At 37.5% G+C, this 19,113-nt stretch carries 17 protein-coding genes, 2 tRNA genes and 1 rRNA gene (1 of these 20 only partly in view); all 20 read right to left on the bottom strand.

The window, feature by feature from the left end:
* Positions 1-335 (bottom strand): 16S ribosomal RNA (locus tag MHH42_RS00435) (it extends 1,217 nt beyond the left edge of the window).
* Between the two features lie 379 nt (positions 336-714).
* A complete protein-coding gene (gene lysS, locus MHH42_RS00430) occupies positions 715-2,214 on the bottom strand; it encodes a lysine--tRNA ligase (protein WP_000369685.1) in 1,500 nt (499 codons plus the stop codon).
* 160 nt (positions 2,215-2,374) lie between these two features.
* On the bottom strand, positions 2,375-3,373 hold the full coding sequence (dusB, locus tag MHH42_RS00425) for a tRNA dihydrouridine synthase DusB (protein ID WP_000912241.1): 999 nt from the start codon (positions 3,371-3,373) through the stop codon (positions 2,375-2,377).
* A gap of 23 nt (positions 3,374-3,396) precedes the next feature.
* Positions 3,397-3,600 carry a helix-turn-helix domain-containing protein gene (locus MHH42_RS00420; RefSeq protein ID WP_000387027.1) on the bottom strand — a complete coding sequence of 68 codons (204 nt, stop codon included), beginning with the start codon at positions 3,598-3,600 and terminating at the stop codon, positions 3,397-3,399.
* Complete coding sequence (gene folK, locus MHH42_RS00415) at positions 3,552-4,067, bottom strand: 2-amino-4-hydroxy-6-hydroxymethyldihydropteridine diphosphokinase (RefSeq protein ID WP_001059455.1); 516 nt, start codon at positions 4,065-4,067, stop codon at positions 3,552-3,554. The genes MHH42_RS00420 and folK overlap by 49 nt, the downstream gene beginning before the upstream one ends.
* Complete coding sequence (folB, locus tag MHH42_RS00410; protein ID WP_000358065.1) at positions 4,064-4,426, bottom strand: dihydroneopterin aldolase; 363 nt, start codon at positions 4,424-4,426, stop codon at positions 4,064-4,066. Before folB ends, folK begins: the two co-directional genes overlap by 4 nt.
* Positions 4,427-5,287: a dihydropteroate synthase gene (gene folP, locus MHH42_RS00405; RefSeq protein ID WP_002104269.1), complete on the bottom strand. Its 861-nt coding sequence runs from the start codon at positions 5,285-5,287 to the stop codon at positions 4,427-4,429.
* The gene (gene pabC / locus MHH42_RS00400; RefSeq protein ID WP_340892684.1) at positions 5,262-6,134 is read right to left on the bottom strand and encodes an aminodeoxychorismate lyase; all 873 of its coding nucleotides are present in this window, start codon (positions 6,132-6,134) and stop codon (positions 5,262-5,264) included. The genes folP and pabC overlap by 26 nt, the downstream gene beginning before the upstream one ends.
* A complete protein-coding gene (pabA, locus tag MHH42_RS00395; protein ID WP_000602280.1) occupies positions 6,128-6,715 on the bottom strand; it encodes an aminodeoxychorismate/anthranilate synthase component II in 588 nt (195 codons plus the stop codon). The genes pabC and pabA overlap by 7 nt, the downstream gene beginning before the upstream one ends.
* Positions 6,716-6,720: 5 nt before the next feature.
* Complete coding sequence (pabB, locus tag MHH42_RS00390) at positions 6,721-8,118, bottom strand: aminodeoxychorismate synthase component I (protein WP_001189707.1); 1,398 nt, start codon at positions 8,116-8,118, stop codon at positions 6,721-6,723.
* Between the two features lie 222 nt (positions 8,119-8,340).
* Positions 8,341-9,264 (bottom strand): cysteine synthase A, encoded by a 924-nt coding sequence (cysK, locus tag MHH42_RS00385; RefSeq protein WP_001261721.1) that lies wholly within the window; start codon positions 9,262-9,264, stop codon positions 8,341-8,343.
* Between the two features lie 117 nt (positions 9,265-9,381).
* Positions 9,382-10,257 (bottom strand): redox-regulated molecular chaperone HslO, encoded by an 876-nt coding sequence (gene hslO, locus MHH42_RS00380; RefSeq protein WP_000656374.1) that lies wholly within the window; start codon positions 10,255-10,257, stop codon positions 9,382-9,384.
* A gap of 6 nt (positions 10,258-10,263) precedes the next feature.
* Complete coding sequence (locus tag MHH42_RS00375) at positions 10,264-11,052, bottom strand: type III pantothenate kinase (RefSeq protein WP_340892679.1); 789 nt, start codon at positions 11,050-11,052, stop codon at positions 10,264-10,266.
* Positions 11,053-11,275: 223 nt separating this feature from the next.
* Positions 11,276-13,177: an ATP-dependent zinc metalloprotease FtsH gene (ftsH, locus tag MHH42_RS00370; RefSeq protein ID WP_001079666.1), complete on the bottom strand. Its 1,902-nt coding sequence runs from the start codon at positions 13,175-13,177 to the stop codon at positions 11,276-11,278.
* A gap of 85 nt (positions 13,178-13,262) precedes the next feature.
* Complete coding sequence (hpt, locus tag MHH42_RS00365) at positions 13,263-13,805, bottom strand: hypoxanthine phosphoribosyltransferase (RefSeq protein ID WP_000981842.1); 543 nt, start codon at positions 13,803-13,805, stop codon at positions 13,263-13,265.
* A complete protein-coding gene (tilS, locus tag MHH42_RS00360) occupies positions 13,802-15,232 on the bottom strand; it encodes a tRNA lysidine(34) synthetase TilS (RefSeq protein WP_340892676.1) in 1,431 nt (476 codons plus the stop codon). Before tilS ends, hpt begins: the two co-directional genes overlap by 4 nt.
* 294 nt (positions 15,233-15,526) lie before the next feature.
* Positions 15,527-17,998, bottom strand: coding sequence for a stage II sporulation protein E (gene spoIIE / locus MHH42_RS00355; protein ID WP_001123547.1), 2,472 nt, complete (start codon positions 17,996-17,998; stop codon positions 15,527-15,529).
* Between the two features lie 262 nt (positions 17,999-18,260).
* Positions 18,261-18,332: transfer RNA gene (locus tag MHH42_RS00350), tRNA-Glu, on the bottom strand.
* Between the two features lie 13 nt (positions 18,333-18,345).
* Positions 18,346-18,419 (bottom strand) — tRNA-Met (locus MHH42_RS00345).
* Between the two features lie 161 nt (positions 18,420-18,580).
* Positions 18,581-19,066: a S1 domain-containing RNA-binding protein gene (locus tag MHH42_RS00340; RefSeq protein WP_000021451.1), complete on the bottom strand. Its 486-nt coding sequence runs from the start codon at positions 19,064-19,066 to the stop codon at positions 18,581-18,583.
* Positions 19,067-19,113: the final 47 nt, after the last annotated feature.

Raw genomic sequence — 19,113 nt, 5'->3', positions numbered from 1 at the left:
TCTCAGTCCCAGTGTGGCCGATCACCCTCTCAGGTCGGCTACGCATCGTTGCCTTGGTGAGCCGTTACCTCACCAACTAGCTAATGCGACGCGGGTCCATCCATAAGTGACAGCCGAAGCCGCCTTTCAATTTCGAACCATGCAGTTCAAAATGTTATCCGGTATTAGCCCCGGTTTCCCGGAGTTATCCCAGTCTTATGGGCAGGTTACCCACGTGTTACTCACCCGTCCGCCGCTAACTTCTTGAGAGCAAGCTCTCAATCCATTCGCTCGACTTGCATGTATTAGGCACGCCGCCAGCGTTCATCCTGAGCCAGGATCAAACTCTCCAATAAAGTTAGTTTGTCTAGCATCTAAAAATAAAAATTGACGTTTCACGTTGTTTGTTTCGTTCAGTTTTCAAAGAACTACTTCGTCGCTCAGAAGCGACTTTATTAATATAACATTTTGTTATATTTTCGTCAACAACTTTTTTAAATAAGTTGTTTTTCGTTTGTTTCTTTTGTTACCTCTCGTGGCAACGAATATAAATATACCAGTTCGCTTATTAAAATGCAATAGTTTTTCTAATAAAATTTTTAACTTAGTAAAAAAGCATAAAAATAGCATGTTTCTTCTATATAAATATAATTTCTAAATGATCCCTATCAAAACCCACTTCCTTCAAATCACTCATAGTAAAATAAAAAAAAGCTTTGGAGAAATCTCCAAAGCTTAGTCTTGCTTATGACGCATAGCAGGGAATAATAGTACATCGCGAATAGATGGTGCATTTGTTAATAACATAACTAAACGATCAATACCGATTCCTAATCCGCCCGTAGGAGGCATACCGTACTCAAGAGCTTCGATATAATCATCATCCATCATGTGAGCTTCATCATTACCTTGCTCGCGCTCTTTTAATTGAGCTTCAAAACGTTCTTTTTGATCGATTGGATCGTTTAACTCAGTGAATGCATTCGCATGTTCACGTGCAACGATAAATAACTCGAAACGATCTGTGAATCGTGGATCTTCGTCATTCTTTTTCGCAAGTGGCGAAATTTCTACCGGATGACCATAAATAAATGTCGGTTGGATTAATTTATCTTCTACTTTTTGTTCGAAGAACTCATTAATAATATGACCAACTTCCATTGTATCCTTAATTTCTACATTATGTTCTTTTGCAAGTTCACGCGCTTCTTCTACACTCATTGGATTCCAGAAATCTGCTCCAGAGTGTTGCTTAATTGCATCTACCATATGAAGACGTGTCCATTCTGGTTCTAGATTAATTTCATAATCACCATATTGGATTGTTGTTGTACCCAATACTTTTTTCGCAATATGAGCAACCATATTTTCTGTTAGTTTCATAATATCATTATAATCAGCATATGCTTCATATAATTCAATCATCGTAAACTCAGGGTTATGACGAGTTGATACACCCTCATTACGGAATACACGGCCGATCTCATAAACTTTTTCTAATCCACCCACAATAAGACGTTTTAAATGAAGTTCAATTGCGATACGCATATATAATTCCATATCTAACGCATTATGGTGCGTTGTGAAAGGACGAGCAGATGCTCCACCTGCAATCGCGTGCATCATAGGCGTTTCTACTTCAAGATAACCGTTGTCATCTAAATATCTTCTCATCTCACGAATGATTTTACTACGAGTAACAAATGTTTCACGACTTTCCATACTTGTAATTAAGTCTAAGTAACGTTGACGGTAACGTTGTTCAACATCTTTTAATCCATGGTATTTATCCGGTAATGGACGAAGGGATTTCGTTAAAAGTGTAAATCCTGTTGCTTTTACTGAAAGTTCTCCAACGTTCGTTTTGAACACTTTACCTTCAATACCTACTAAGTCACCTAAATCTGCTGTCGTAAATAATTCGTACTCTTCATCTCCAACAGTATCTTTACGAACGTAAATTTGAACTTGTCCGTGTAAATCTTGAATGTGCGCGAATCCAGCTTTTCCTTTACCGCGTTTTGTCATAATACGACCAGCGATAGAAACAGTGATTTCTTTCTCTTCTAATTCTTCTTTAGAGAATTCTCCATATAGACTTACTAAGTCCGTTGTTGAATTTGTGCGTTCAAATCGTTTACCAAACGGATCGATTCCTTGCTCACGTAAATTATGTAGCTTTTCACGACGAACAAGCAATTGGTCGTTTAATTCTTCGTGGTTCATGTTATCCATGATATTGATATCACTCCAGCTCTATTAATTTTTACAATATATACAGTATAGCATTTTCTACTCAACTAGAAAAACTGCCAGCAACTAACTGGCAGTTCTTCTTTCTTTCACGTAATTATAGGAAGTGTGTAGAAGAATGTCAATCTTCTACATTCCCTTATTAACCAACATAAATTGTTTGTTGTTTCGCTTCTACTTCTTCTACAAATGCACCTAATACATTCGCAAGGTCTTGACGTGTGTTGCAAGTATTGATGCCATTACGCACACTCGCATTACCACGAACACCTTTTAAATACCAAGCCGCATGCTTTCTCATCTCTCTTACAGCAACATTTTCATTCTTTAAATCGATAAGACGATCTAGATGCAACATACATACATCAATTTTCTCGCGCACTGTTGGTTCCGGCATTAATTCACCCGTCTCTAAATACTTTACCGTACGATAAATCATCCACGGATCCCCAAGAGCAGCACGGCCAATCATAACACCATCTACACCAATTTCATCAAGCATACGCTTCGCATCTTGCGGTGTTTCAACATCACCATTTCCAATAACCGGGATATTCACAGCTTGCTTTACTTGTTTAATAATATCCCAATCTGCTTTTCCTTCATACATTTGCACTCGTGTACGTCCATGAACTGCCACTGCCTGTCCACCAGCACGCTCAACAGCTCTAGCATTTTCTATTGCGAAAATATGTTCTTCATCCCAACCAATACGCATTTTAACTGTAACTGGCTTTTCAACAGCATCTACAACTGCCGCTACCATTTCATATATTTTATTTGGATCTAAAAGCCATTTTGCTCCTGCATCACACTTAGTGATTTTTGGTACTGGACAACCCATATTAATATCAATAATGTCTGCTGTCGTATATTTATCTACATATTTCGCAGCATCTACAAGCGTTTCTTTCTCTCCACCAAAAATTTGTAAACTTAATGGCTTTTCTCTCTCGTCGATATATAACATATCTAACGTTCTCTTATTATTAAGTAATATCGCCTTATCACTTACCATTTCAGCACAAACTAAGCCTGCACCAAATTCTTTTACTGTTAAACGGAATGCAGAGTTACACACTCCCGCCATCGGTGCTAGTACAACCGGATTTTTCATCTCAATATTTGCAATCTTTAACACTGGATTTACTCCTTCCTTCATAATTACTTTGGCATTAGTTCATCTATCGAGACCTTTAATGCTTTAGCAACTTCTACTACAAAATCTTGGGAAGGCGATCGATTCCCTCTCTCAACTTCACCTAAAACAGATACAGATACCCCTAATTCTTTAGCAAAACCTTCCTGTGTATAGCCTTTCAGCTTTCGAAAAGCACGAATGCGTCTTCCCCATTTTTCTGCTTCCATACCGTTACTCCCTCTCGCCTTTTCATTTCTTCTACTTGTGAACGTGAAATGTCTTGTTTTATATCTTGATTAATTTCTAACAACGGAACGATAACAAAAGCTCTTTCGAACATCCGCGGATGCGGAACAATAAGATTCTCTGCTTCAATATTTTCTTGATTATAGAGTAAGATGTCAAGGTCGATGGTTCTCGGACCCCATCTAATTTCCCTTTTTCTTCCTAGGTCATTCTCTACTTTTTGCGTTACTTTCAATAATTCTTGTGGTGATAAATTGGTAGAAATTTTTATAACTAAATTTAAAAAGCAACTTTGGTCAGTATAGCCAACTGGATCAGTTTCATACACTGATGAAACATCATCAACTTGGATATACGGACTTTTATTTAAAAACTGAATCGCTTCAGTTAAATACGTATAACGCTCTCCAATATTCGAACCTAATGCAATGTACGCTATATTATTCATGAACGTTCTCTCGTAATTTCTACCGCTACAGCGCGATAATGCCCCGGTATCGGCGGATCTGGTTTAATTACCTTAATTGTACATCGTGAAATACTCTCATATTGTTTCAATATATTTGTAGCGATATTTTCAGCGATGCTCTCTACAAGCTTATACGTTCTATCTTCGACAACTTTCCTACACAATTCAAAAAGCTCTCCATAATTGACAGAATGCTCTAAGTCATCACTTTCTCCTGCACGTTTCAAATCCAATTCTACCGTTAAATCAACTTTAAACCTCTGACCTAATTTATTTTCCTCTGGGAATACACCATGATAACCGTAAAACTCCATATCATGGATATAAATTTTATCCAATTACTTTACCCCCTTACCAATCATCGCATCCATCATTTTAGCCATACGCGCCATTTCTTTCACATCATGAACACGAACAAATTCACAGCCCTTTTCAATACCGAGACAAACGGTAGCTCCAGTTCCCTCAAGACGTTCCTCTACCGGTAAATCTAGTACATGTCCAATAAAGGACTTTCTTGAAGTGCCTAAAAGAACTGGATAACCTAGTACATTTAACTGTTCTAAATTACGCATCGCTTCCAAATTTTGTTCAGGCGTCTTAGCAAAACCAATACCTGGGTCTAAAATAATATTCTCATCTCGTACACCAGCAGCTTTAGCAATTTTAATACTGTCATACAAATCAGCAATCATATCCGCCATTAAATTACGATAACTCATATTGTCACGGTTATGCATTAAGATGATAGGTACATCATAATGAGCTGCAACTTCAGCAATTTTCGGTTCCGCCTTCGCCCCCCAAATATCATTAATAATGTGAGCACCAGCTTCAATTGCTTGTTTCGCAACTTCTGCTTTATACGTATCGATAGAAATAGGCAATTCCACTTCCTTCGAAACCGTCTGGATCATCGGAACAACTCGTTTAATTTCTTCTTCCACCGAAACTTTAGCGAAACCCGGGCGAGTAGATTCACCACCAATATCAATAATATGAGCACCTTCATCTTTCATTTCTTTCGCATGGCGCACCGCAGCATCCACTTCGTTGTAACTCCCACCATCAGAAAATGAATCTGGCGTTACATTTAAAATCCCCATAATTAATGTCTTTTCATTTAAATTCAATGTATATTCGCCGCAGCGCAAATCATAATCCCACTTCAAATTACACATCTCCTCTTCGCAATTCATTTCTACTCCACAATTTCTCTCTCTGCATTTCATAAAGATGCATAAACCTTTTTGTAATCAGTCCGACTTTACCCGGGAAATCTCGTCCCTCTATATGATAAAGCGGAACAATTTCTTGAATGGAATTCGTTACAAAAGCTTCATCTGCTGAAAGCAATTCATCTTTCGTAAAGAAACCTTCCTTTATTTCCATACGAAGCTCCTCTGCAACCTTTATAATAAATGCACGAGTGATACCATTTAAAATCCCTGTTTTTAGCGAAGGCGTATACAAAACATTGTCTTTCACAAAAAAGAGATTCGAAACAATACCCTCTGCAACATAACCTGCTTCAGTAAGAAAAATACCTTCCTTATCCACAACATTTCCAATTTCGCGTTTCCCTAAAATGTTATTTAAATAATGATGGGACTTCAAGCGAAACGCACCCTCTGGTGTATTTCGCACTTGTTTTAAAACAACCCCTTCTTTTTCCACTATATCCCCTGGGGCTGGTAAAGGTTTTATAAAAACAATAACCGACGGCTCTTCATACATTTCGGTTTGCAATCCTATTTCATCTACACCCGCCGATACATTGAAACGAACATATGCATGCTCCAATTCATTCTTAACGAGGAGATTTTTCAAAATAAGCATTACATCATCTTTTGTCATTGTCCATTTGATTTGCAATGTATCTAGCGCATCTATTAAACGTTTATAATGATCATCCAACAAGAAAGAATGACCATTATAAATACGAAACGTCTCAAAAACTCCAAGTCCGTATAAATAACCATGGTCATAAGGAGAAATTTTCGCTTCATTCGCTTCTACATATTCACCATTTACGTAAATTAACATGATGCCACGCTTGGACTATATTTGCGAATGAAATTCTGTAATAATTCTTTCCCATGAGAAGTCATAATAGATTCCGGATGGAACTGCACACCTTCAATCGGTAATGTTGTATGACGAAGCGCCATAATTTCCCCTTCCTCTGTCCAAGATGTTACCTCTAAGCAATCAGGTAACGTCTCTTTCTTAACAATAAGGGAATGATAACGCGTTGCAGTAAATGGATTAGGAATGTCCGAGAAAATCGTCTTTCCATCATGATGCATAGGCGACGTTTTCCCATGCATTAATCGCTCTGCTCGAACAACTTCTCCACCAAAGACTTGCGCAATAGATTGATGCCCAAGACAAACTCCAAAAATCGGAAGCTTTCCTGCAAAGTATTTAATAGCTTCCATACTAATTCCCGCTTCATTCGGACTACATGGACCTGGTGAAATCATTAAGAAATCTGGTTTCATATTCTCAATATCTGCAATAGTCACTTCATCATTACGCTTAATAACAAGCTCTTGTCCAAGTTCTCCAAGAAATTGCACTAAATTAAATGTAAAAGAATCATAATTATCAATCATTAATATCATTTCTCTCACCTAACCGTTTCTTCGCTACTTTCTTTTGCACGCCATAAAGCAATTGCCTTTTTTAACGACTCTTTATATTCATTTTTCGGATTTGAATCAATTACAATTCCCGCTCCTGCTTGCACATGCGCTTGCCCATCTTTAGCAAGAAGCGTTCTAATTACAATATTCAATTCCGTATCTCCAGAATAACCAATCCAACCAATTGAACCTGTATAAATCCCTCGTCGAACAGGTTCTAATTCTTCAATAATTTCCATCGTACGTATTTTCGGGGCACCGGTAATTGTTCCACCAGGGAATACAGCTTTCACTAAATCGAAAGCATCCTTATCTTCTTCCACCTCACCACGCACATTAGAAACGATATGCATAACATGTGAGTACTTTTCAATTACCATAAATTCATCTACTTCTACAGTGCCATATTTACAAACGCGCCCTAAATCATTTCGTTCTAAATCTACAAGCATTACATGCTCCGCTCGTTCCTTTTCGTTCTCAATTAATTCCCTCGCTAATTCTTCATCCTCTTGTTCATTCGCACCGCGGGATCTTGTACCAGCAATTGGTCTTGTACTTACTTCTTGCCCTTGTTTTTTAATTAGCAATTCAGGCGAAGCACTAACAATTTGAAAATCCCCAAGCTCCAAGTATCCCATATATGGAGATGGATTAATTTTACGAAGACTTGTATAAATTTCTAGCGGATGCGTTTGTAAAGTTCTTTCTTGCCTTGTCGACAAGTTCACTTGAAACACATCACCATTTCCAATATATTCTTGAATACGTTCAACAGCCTTCATAAAGCCTTCTTCTGTAAAAGCAACCGCTTCATTTTTCTTTTCAGGACGTTCAAACGGCATAGTCACTTCAGGCACTTCTGCCGCCCAAAGATTCTTCCATTCATGTAATCGTTCTTCCGCCTCTGCATGCTTATCTACATAATGTGTAATAATCCACAATACTTTTTCTTCTTGATCATAGACAAACACATCGTCAAATAATAAAAAGAATATATCGGGTATATTCAGATCATCCTCTGCAAGAGAAGGGAGTTTTTCGATATAACGGATACAATCATAACTAAAGTAGCCAATCGCACCACCTTGAAACGGCGGGTACTCTGGATTGTAGTCTGTTTTCCATTTTTCCATATATTCTTGCATTAAATCTAATGGATTCCCTCGCTTTATTGTTTCCTTACCACTTTCGCTAATATGTAACGTTTCACCCTTCCCTTGGATTACCGCTACTGGGTTTAACCCCACTATGTTATAACGACCGCCACGTCCGCTTTCTAGCAAAATATGTTGCGGCTTATCCTGAGAAAGAAATTTATATTGCTTAAAGAAATCTAACTGATATGGAATAGAAAGCGCTAAAGATTTTCTTCGTTGCATATCAACACCCCGTCTTCTTTTATCCCACCCTCTTAGATTAACCACCTCAAACTACATAAGCTCTTTATATAGAAAATGATTATACTCGAAGGTTAGTGAAAATAAATTAATTATACTACCTCTTATTTTACATGAAGTTTTCTAGTCAATCACTCTTTTCCTATTTCCAATCCAAAAAGAAAAAAGCATCCTTTTTCAAGGATGCTTTTCAATCACATTCAATTATGATTCAAATTGATAAAGTGGTGTACTTAAATAACGTTCACCGTTACTTGGAATAATAACAAGTACTTTTTTCCCTTTACCTAATTTTTTCGCAACTTCTGTCGCTGCATAAATAACTGCTCCTGAAGAGATACCAACTAAAATACCTTCCTCTTTAGCCACTCTTCTCGCATATTCAAACGCTTGCTCTGTTTTTACTTGAATAATTTCATCATATACCTTTACATCCAATGTCTCTGGGATGAATCCCGCCCCAATTCCTTGGATTTTATGTGGACCCGGCTTCCCACCAGATAATACTGGTGAGTCCGCAGGTTCTACTGCATAAATTTTAATATCTTTATACGCTTCCTTCAGCACTTCACCAGCACCAGTAATTGTTCCACCTGTACCAATACCTGCAATAAACGCATCTAATTGATCACCCATTTGTTCAACAATTTCTGGACCTGTTGTTAAACGATGAATTTCTGGATTTGATTGATTTTGGAACTGTTGCGGTATAAAGTAGCCATGCTCTTTCGCTAATTCAGTCGCTTTACGAATTGCCCCACCCATTCCTTCAGGACCTGGAGTCAATACTAATTCAGCACCGTAAGCACGTAATAAATTACGACGCTCAATACTCATTGTTTCTGGCATTACTAAAATCGCCTTATATCCTTTAGCGGCCGCTACCATCGCTAAACCAATTCCTGTGTTACCACTTGTTGGCTCAATGATTGTATCGCCTTCTTTTAATAATCCTTTCTTTTCAGCATCTTCAATCATAGCTAATGCAATACGATCTTTAACGCTGCTCCCAGGATTCATAAATTCTAATTTTAAGTATACATCTGCGCTGTCTGATTCTACGATGCGGTTCAACTTAACGATCGGCGTTTTCCCGATTAATTCTGAAACTGATTGTGCCACTCGCATTCCTGTCACTCCTAACACCGAGTATTTTTATTGGTTTTATCTATATTTAGATTTTGTCAGAAAATTCCCTGTTTGTCAATCTATCCGAGCGAACAATTCTCCACCCAAACTTCCTTATTACAAGTTCACAATTATGCTTGTAATATCTTCTTTAGAGAATTTATATCGTTCATTACAGAAATGACAGTGCACTTCCGTCTCTTCTTCTTCTTCACGAATTTGCTCTAATTCTGTTTTACCTAAACTAATTAACACACTCTCAATACGTTCACGTGAGCAAGTGCAATTAAATTGAACATCCATAGTTTCTAATACTTTTACTTTATCTTCCCCAAGAACTGCATATAGTAGCTCTTCTGGAGAAAGACCTTGTTCAATCAATGTTGATACAGGAGGGATTTTTTGCAAACGATCTTCAATGAATGCAATTGTTTCTTCCTGTGCGCCCGGCATAATTTGAAGGATAAATCCACCCGCCGCTAATACGCTGTCATCTCCATTTACAAGAACACCAACACCAACAGAAGAAGGCGTCTGTTCAGAAACTGCAAAATAGTACGTGAAGTCTTCCCCTAATTCACCTGAAACAATTGGAGATTGACCAATAAACGGCTCGCGCATACCAATATCTTTAATTACAGTTACAAATCCTTCTGTTCCCACCGCTTGATATACACGTAGTTTTCCTTGTTCTGTTCCTTCAAAATCAACATGCGGATTCGTTACATAACCACGTACATCCCCATTTGCATGAGCATCCACTAAGATTGGACCAATCGGACCGTTACCCTCTACCTTAATTGTTAACTTTTGATTACCTTTTAACATCGCACCCATCATTGTACCCGCAGTTAAAGAACGGCCAAGCGCTGCTGAAGCAGTTCTCCACGTGTCGTGACGTCTTTGCGCTTCACTTACTGTATTTGTTGTACGCACACTATACGCACGTACTTCTCCATCAAATGCTAAAGCTTTTACTAAATAATCTTTCATACTTATTTATTCACCTTTCTCATACTGTAAATTTGCATTACGTTCATATAACATATACAAACCTTTTAACGTTAAAAACGGATCTACGATATCAATTACATTTGATTCTTCTGAAATTAATTTCGCTAATCCACCTGTTGCAATAACTTTTGGTTCCTGTTTAGCTTCCTCTTTCATACGCTTAACAATACCTTCCACTTGTCCAACATATCCGTAAAGAATACCAGATTGCATCGCACTTACTGTATTCTTCCCAATAACACTACTTGGTTTTGTAATTTCAATACGAGGAAGTTTTGCCGCTCTACTATATAAGGCTTCCGCTGAAATCATAATTCCCGGTGTAATAACTCCACCCATGTAATGCTTCTCTTCGTTAATATAACAATATGTGGTAGCCGTACCGAAATCGACAATAATAAGCGGATTTCCATATAAATGGATTCCCGCTACTGCATTTACAATTCGGTCTGCGCCTACTTCACGCGGATTTTCATATTTAATATTTAGCCCTGTTTTTATCCCGGGCCCCACTACAAGCGGTTTAATTTTAAAATACTTTTCACACATGCGCTCTAAAGCAAACATAATTGGTGGTACAACTGAAGACACAATAATACCTTTCACATCTTCAAATGAAAGACCCTCATGCTCAAGTAACTGCTTTACAAGCATTCCATATTCATCTTCCGTCTTGTGACGATCTGTTTCCATACGCCAATGCTGACGAAGTTCCCCATCTTGAAATACGCCTAGTACAGCATTTGTGTTCCCTACATCCAATACAAAAATCATATTCTCACCACTTATCTTATTTAATCTATATTTATGTAGTATGTATAAAACTTATAAAAACATCATATCACACATACTTATATAATCAGCTTTTCTATCCTCATCATTTTACAAAAAGATTACTCTCTATTTCAATTTTTAATACTAATTTTATTAAAAATTTTTCCGACTTAGTATTTTTCTACAAATAAAAAAGGAGTGACAATTGTCACTCCTTTATCTCTTACTTATCTTCTACGTCTTCATCGTCCTTCTTCATATTGATGTTTACTTTTACATCATCTGAAGATGTTGGGCGCTCTGGCAATCTGCCGTAATCATATAAATGATTAATTTGCTCTGCATCTAACGTTTCTACTTCAAGTAACGTTTTCGCAATAATATCTAGCTTATCACGTTTTTCAGTAAGAATTTGTTTCGCGCGGGCATAACATTCTTTTATAATCGTTTGCATTTCCACATCGATTTCATGTGCAATTGCATCACTGTAGTTTTGTTCTGAATGGAAGTCTCTTCCTAAGAACACTTGACCACCTTGCGAGCTACCGAATTGCATCGGTCCAAGCTTATCACTCATACCGAACTCCGTAACCATACGTCTTGCAATACCAGTCGCACGTTGGAAGTCGTTGTGAGCACCTGTGCTTGCTTCACCAAACACAATCTCTTCAGCTACTCGACCACCAAGTAAACCAGTGATTTTATCAAGTAACTCTGGTTTTGTCATGAAGTAACGATCTTCTTTCGGAAGCATTACTGCATATCCACCAGCTTGACCACGAGGGACAATTGTTACTTTATGAACGATATCTGCTTCATCAAGGACAACACCAATTACAGTATGGCCAGCTTCATGGAATGCAACGATATTACGTTCTTTTTCAGAGATAACACGACTTTTCTTAGCTGGACCTGCAATAACACGATCCGTCGCTTCATCAATGTCACTCATATCAATTTTCTTCTTATCTTGACGCGCAGCTACTAAAGCAGCTTCGTTTAATAAGTTTTCAAGATCGGCACCAGAGAACCCTGGTGTACGAGTTGCAATTGCTCTTAAGTTGATATGATCATCAAGCGGTTTATTACGAGCATGTACTTTAAGTACAGCTTCACGACCATTTACATCTGGACGATCTACTGTAATTTGACGGTCAAAACGACCTGGACGTAATAATGCTGGATCAAGAATATCGGGACGGTTTGTTGCAGCGATGATAATAATACCTTCGTTTGCACCGAATCCATCCATTTCAACAAGTAATTGGTTCAGCGTTTGCTCACGCTCATCATGGCCACCACCAAGACCTGCGCCACGTTGACGTCCTACTGCATCAATTTCATCAATGAAAATGATACAAGGAGCATTTTTCTTTGCATTTTCGAATAAATCACGTACACGGGATGCACCGACACCGACAAACATCTCTACGAAGTCAGAACCACTGATAGAGAAGAACGGAACGCCAGCTTCACCTGCAACAGCACGTGCTAATAAAGTTTTACCTGTACCTGGAGGTCCCACTAACAGAACACCCTTAGGAATACGGGCACCAACTTCAGCAAACTTACGAGGATCTTTCAAGAATTCAACTACCTCAACAAGCTCTTGTTTCTCTTCATCCGCTCCAGCAACATCTCTGAAACGAACTTTTTTCTTTTCGTCATTATATAACTTCGCCTTACTTTTCCCGAAGTTCATAACACGGCTACCGCCGCCTTGAGCTTGGTTTAATAAGAAGAAGAATAAAATGAAGATAATGACAAACGGAATGATAGAAGTAAAGAAGGTTACCCAAGCACTTGTTTCTTCTGCTGGTTGATACTTAACTTCAGCACCTTGCGCTTTATCATTAATTTTCTTTTGTAATTCCTCAGTATTTGGTGCATAAGTAACAAATTGTTCTCCTTGGCTAGAAGTATTAAATTGTCCTTTTACCTCAAACACACCATTTTTCGGTTGAAGTTGCACATTGCGCACTTCACCTTTTTCTAGTTTAGTAATGAATTTATCGTAGCTAACTGATGTCGTTTTTTGCGTTGAACCATTAAAATAGCTCACGATTCCAATTACTACTAGGAATATCAGTAAATAAAAGATGGTATTACGGAAGATACGATTCATTCCTAACCTCCTCTCACGGCATAAACACTATTGTAAATCGTAACATAGAAAAACTTTCCTATACAATTGTAACGCCTGTATTTAATTAATTTGAGTAAACGCTTGGTTTTAATACTCCTACATAAGGAAGATTACGGTACTGCTCTTTATAATCTAATCCATATCCTACAACAAACTCATGTGGGACAGTAAATCCAACATAATCCGCTTTCAAATCTACCTTGCGGCCTGTTGGTTTGTCTAATAACGTAACAATTTTTACAGACTTCGCTTTACGATATTTAAATAGGTCCACTAAGTAACTTAGCGTAAGACCGCTATCAATAATATCCTCAACGATTAAAATATCGCGACCTTCTACAGAAGTATCAAGATCTTTTAAAATTTTCACTTCGCCTGTTGAAACAGTAGAGTGACCGTAACTAGATACAGCCATAAAATCCATTTCAAGATATGTATCTGTTCTCTTTAATAAATCTGCCATGAATGGCATTGCGCCTTTTAATACACCAATTGCAAGAGGTACTGTGTTTTTATAATCCTCTGCAATAATTGCACCTAATTCGCGCACCTTTTCTTGTATTTGTTCTTCAGAAATTAATACTTTTTCGATATCTTGATTCATCATTTCATTATCCTCCCGGAAGACTCCTTGCTTTTGTAGTGAATAATCATATATTTATCCTTCTTTGCCAGCTCTTTCGAAACAGCAAATGCAGATCGCTTCAACAAGGGTATCCAAATAATATTCCCACTTGCATCACAAACGACCGGCCATGCTTCTCTTTTTTCTCTTGGTACTTTTGCTTCGATAAAAATAGTTTTTATCTTTTTTGTGCCATTCATACCTTGTATTGACATGCGATCTCCATTTTCCCTAGAACGAATACGAAGTGGATATGATATATCATTATACTTAGCAACAAATACTGTTTCATTCATGTTACTTGGTATATCTTCGCTCACCTCTATTACAAGTTCATCCCCGTTCGATAGCGTAATTGTCCCGGGTACTGATAAATCTTGCGAAAAAGGAGAAACAATTTCTTGTTTAAATCCAAAGCTACACTCCTCGTATGTGCGAACAATTTTTAAATCACCTGGGAAATCAAGTGAACCCGAAGGTTGTGTCCGCTTAAAAAACTCAATCACTTTGTCAATATGTATAGAGGAAAGAGAAGATGGAATCTTATATTCATAAAGATAGTTTAATATTAGTTGAATCCCTCTTCTTTGTAAAGGCATAGACATGGATTCAAAGGCAGGAATTGATAAGCTAATTTGTTTATCACTTTTTTTTGTAATTACTTTATTCATTTTCTCAAAAGCTAATTCCTGCAAATAAGCCTCATCCTCTTGCATCTGCACGCTAAATTTTTGAAATTTCTCATGCACTTGTGGATTTTCTTCTTTCAAATGAGGAAGGACATATTTACGTAATCGATTCCTTGTATATACTTCCTTTTTATTACTCGGATCTATACGGGGAATTAAATTTAGCTCATTACAGTAATTAACAATTTCTTCCTTCGTCACTCCAAGTAAAGGCCTAATTAAATATCCATTATGAAAAGGACGCTTCACTGCAATTCCTGCATACCCTTTCGGAGTACTCCCTCGTACAAGGCGCATTAAAATCGTTTCTACTTGATCATCTCCATGATGCCCAAGAGCTACATATCTCGCATCATATTTCTTCATTATTCTTTCCAAAAATGCATATCTGCATTCTCTAGCAGCAACCTGCGCATTCATTCCGTATTGCTGTTGATATTGCGACACGTTAACCCTTATCGTTTCGCAAGTAACTCCCAGTCCTTTGCAAAGATCCTGCACAAACTGTAGATCCTCATGAGATTCATCGCCTCTAAACATATGATCCACATGCGCTACTACAATTTCCAACTGTTTTTCTGCCCTTTTTTCTAACAAATAATATAGAAGAGCTAAAGAGTCAGGGCCACCCGAAACTCCTACAACAATTGTTGAACATTCCTTTAATACATCATGCTGCTTTACAAAGTCATCTACCTTTTCAACAAATGTATCTTTCAACTTCGTAATCACCTTTCATTAAACAAGAACAGCAACGTTAGTTACCTTGTCTATAATGGTACAACTTTTACAAACATTGTGCAAAAAAAAGATATACAAAAATTACATTTTTATCTTACATCCTCCGCACATATTCAAAAAAATAATAACATTACCTTTTAAAGCAAAAAAACCTAGGAATTCGCCTAGGTTTTTCAGAATAGACTATATGAATCAATAGCAGATAAAAAGCCCGATTGGTACGGGCTTTTTATCTGCGGGGATGGAGAACCCCCCACTGATTAAAGTTTTACTTTATTGCGCCTGCATTCCTACAATTGGAATCGTAGCCCACTTCGGCATATTCTTCTTTACTTTCGCCACAACAATTGTCATATCGTCATTTATATAACCATCACAAGAACGAATCACTTCTTCCATAATGATATCAGCAATTTCTTGCGGGTCCTCGGTTTGCAGTTCCTTAATTTTTCGTTTCATCCATAATTCATGGTTCTCCACATGCTGCGCTCCTTCAAAAATACCATCGCTCATCATAATAAGAATATCGCCCGTTTTTAATTGCTCACCCACTACATCAACCTCAACATCTTCAATGATCCCCATTGGCAAATTACTTGCTTCAATTTTCAAAATATTATTTGCGCGTTTAACAAAACTCGGCGTCGATCCGATCTTTAAAAATTTCGCATTCGCATCCCGTAAATCTACCATCGCCAAATCCAGTGTTGTAAACATCTCTTCTGTCGTTCTTAAAGAAAGAATTGAATTGATCGATTTAATTGCTATTTCCTCATCAATACCTGATTGAAGTATCTTTTGTAATAATTTTACCGTTTCCTTACTCTCCATATGAGCTCGTTGCCCATTTCCCATACCGTCACTAATCGCAAGTGCATATTTACCCACACTCAAATCCATCATCGCATAAGAATCCCCCGAAACAAACCCACCGCCTTTTGCAGCTGTAGCCAATCCCGTATCAAGAGAATACGTCTTTGCTGAACCAAATGATATTAAACTGTGACCATTTGGATAAGAAGACTTTTCTTCATGTTTAACGACAATATTTTCTTTTAGAATATCCGAAAGCATCGGCGCAACTAATTTTTCGCACTCACCATGCTCATTAGATGCAGCCGGAATTAACATCTCAATATCAATGCTCCCTCTATCTAAACAATAAATATCAACATGCTCCACTTCGACGCCAAAATCACGAAACGCTTGCAAAATTTGTTCTTCCTGTACTTGATGATTTTCTCGCTCTCTTTGTATTTCCTGTGCGAAATCCTCCATAACTTTTGATACGCCTAATAATTGCTCCGCTACTATTCTGCGATTTTCTTTCATTTGTTTTCGTAATTTTTGTCCCTCATAAAAGTGATCTAATTCACCGGCTACTAAATCTGTTACTTTCTTACCTCTCACACAATGCTTGTCCCATTCACGAACTAACTTCCGATTATGCTGCAGTGTTCCTTCTTCCGTTTCACTCATTATTTGTTTCATATAATCATACGTTTTGTCAAAATTAACCACCCAGCATTGATCCTTTTTAAAGCACGTTTGACATGTTTTCGCAGTAATTGTACTTAAAAATAAATCTGCCTCTGTTTCTTTATCTTCCTCCTCCACATAACCATATACAGAAAAGCTATTAGATAAAGCCGCAAACACATTTGCAAATTGATTAATTTTGTTCGCTGTAACATCGCGCATTCTTCTTAAATATTGTTGTTGATCTTGTGAATGCTCTTGTGTTCCCGGCATAAATTTAGCAATGCGATCCAGAACAAGTTTCGGTGTTAATAAAAAGAAAACAATTGCCACACCTGATTCAATTAAAGTTGTTACAATGTTCGTTTGCTTATCTACATATAATGTAATTAAGCTTGTCCCAATTAACAAACCTAAACTAACGCCTAGACGCTTCCCTTCTTTCAATAACCCTCCAAGCAATCCAGAAAAAGCAAGAAGGCTAAGCTGAGACAAACTGGACACATTCGCTAAACTTAATATTAAGCCGGTGACAACCCCAACTGTGGATCCTGTAGCAGCGCCGGCGATGAAGGCAAATACTAACACTAAATATCTAGTGAAAATATGTTGAATAGAAGCGTCATATACAAACCAATCCGTCGTACCTGTTAAAACAGATGCTAGTAATATAATTAAACAAACAATTTCTTCTGTCTCTAATGCTTGTTGTTTCCCTTTCCTTTCTACTAAGAGCGGAACACTTTGTAAAAATATCATCGTTAATACGAAACTAAGCCCCGCTTCAATCGTGCTAACGAGCAAATCGTACATGGTGATAGTTTGCTGTGCAAAATATACAACAACTAAATGTGCGGTTAATGCGGAGATAAATACTTGGAATGGTACAAGTCCAACAGTTTTACGTGTAAACCGACTAAAGAAGATATTATAAATGAAGAAAGTAAAGATAGACGCGAAAGTAAAAAATAAATTATCTATCGAAACTGAAAGTGCTCCTCCCATTAAAGCTAGGAATGCGAGCGGCATTTTATCTCGCTTCATAACATAAACGGCAGCGAAAAACGGTAATGCAAACGGTAAAATGTTTGTTAATATATATGCTCTTCCCAAAAGAAAACCAATAACAACAATAATAAATCCCCATCTAAAGAAAACTTGTTCAAACTTCATTCGCAACTTACTCGTCCACTTTATTCCTCCAAGCTGACTTTCATTCATTGCCAATGCACTTGTATTCATAGTATTCCTTCCTGCTTTAGGCATATTTTTAACACCACCTGCATAGTTTAATTACTGTCATTATAAAAGATGCTTATTGGGATTTTTGTCAAAACAACAGTTTTCACTTTTATAATCGTTCGACTTTTTATTCGAAATAACTCTACATATATACATAGTATGTAATTTATCTCTCTTTATTATATTGAAGATTCAGAAAATTTAAGGTGATTTTGTAGAAGTATTGTATGTCTTACTTTTTTATTTAATAAAAAAAGATCATGCAAGTTTGCATGATCTTTTTAGATGACCCGTACGGGATTCGAACCCGTGTTACCGCCGTGAAAGGGCGGTGTCTTAACCACTTGACCAACGGGCCGTTAAATTAAATATAGCGGCGGAGGGGATCGAACCCCCGACCTCACGGGTATGAACCGTACGCTCTAGCCAGCTGAGCTACACCGCCATGTCGTCTTATTTAACGGACAATTAGTATCTTACATCAGATATCATTTAAAGTCAACACATCTCAAGAACTTTTTTAAAAAATATATTTTCGCATATAAAAAAGCACCCTGAGCCATCACTCTGGGTACCTCTCTATATGTTAAAAACTAAACGTTCTTATTATCCGCGACGTGCGCCACGGCCACCACGTTTAGACTCTGTGTTACGCTTTAAAGAAGTTAAACGATCTTCGCTATCCTTTAAGAAGCGTGCCATCTTTTGCTCAAATGTTTCTTTTGGAGCTCGGTCGTTACCGCCACCGCGATTATCTCTGTTGAAAGAGCGATTATTACGTTGTGGACGTCCAGAACGTTGTTGATCACCACCGCGTTGGTATTCACCGCGTGGACGATCTCCTTCTGTTTTTTCACGTTCTTTCGCTTTTTTAATAGATAGACCAATTTTCCCATCTTTTTCAACATTAATAACTTTTACTTCTACTTGGTCGCCCACTTTTAAGTGATCGTTAATATCTTTCACATAATTATCAGCAACTTCACTAATATGAACAAGACCCGTTAAGCCTTCTGGCAGCTCCACAAAAGCCCCAAAATTTGTAATACCTGTTACTTTACCCTGTAACTTGCTGCCTACCTCGATTGACATAAAAAAAATGCTCCTCCTTAGTGATTAAAAAGTCAAATTTTACTTTA

Origin of the sequence: Bacillus sp. FSL L8-0099 (assembly GCF_038006385.1) — a bacterium.
In the GTDB taxonomy this organism is placed as follows: Bacteria; Bacillota; Bacilli; order Bacillales; family Bacillaceae_G; genus Bacillus_A; species Bacillus_A toyonensis.
This window is presented reverse-complemented; position numbering and strand designations above follow the sequence as displayed.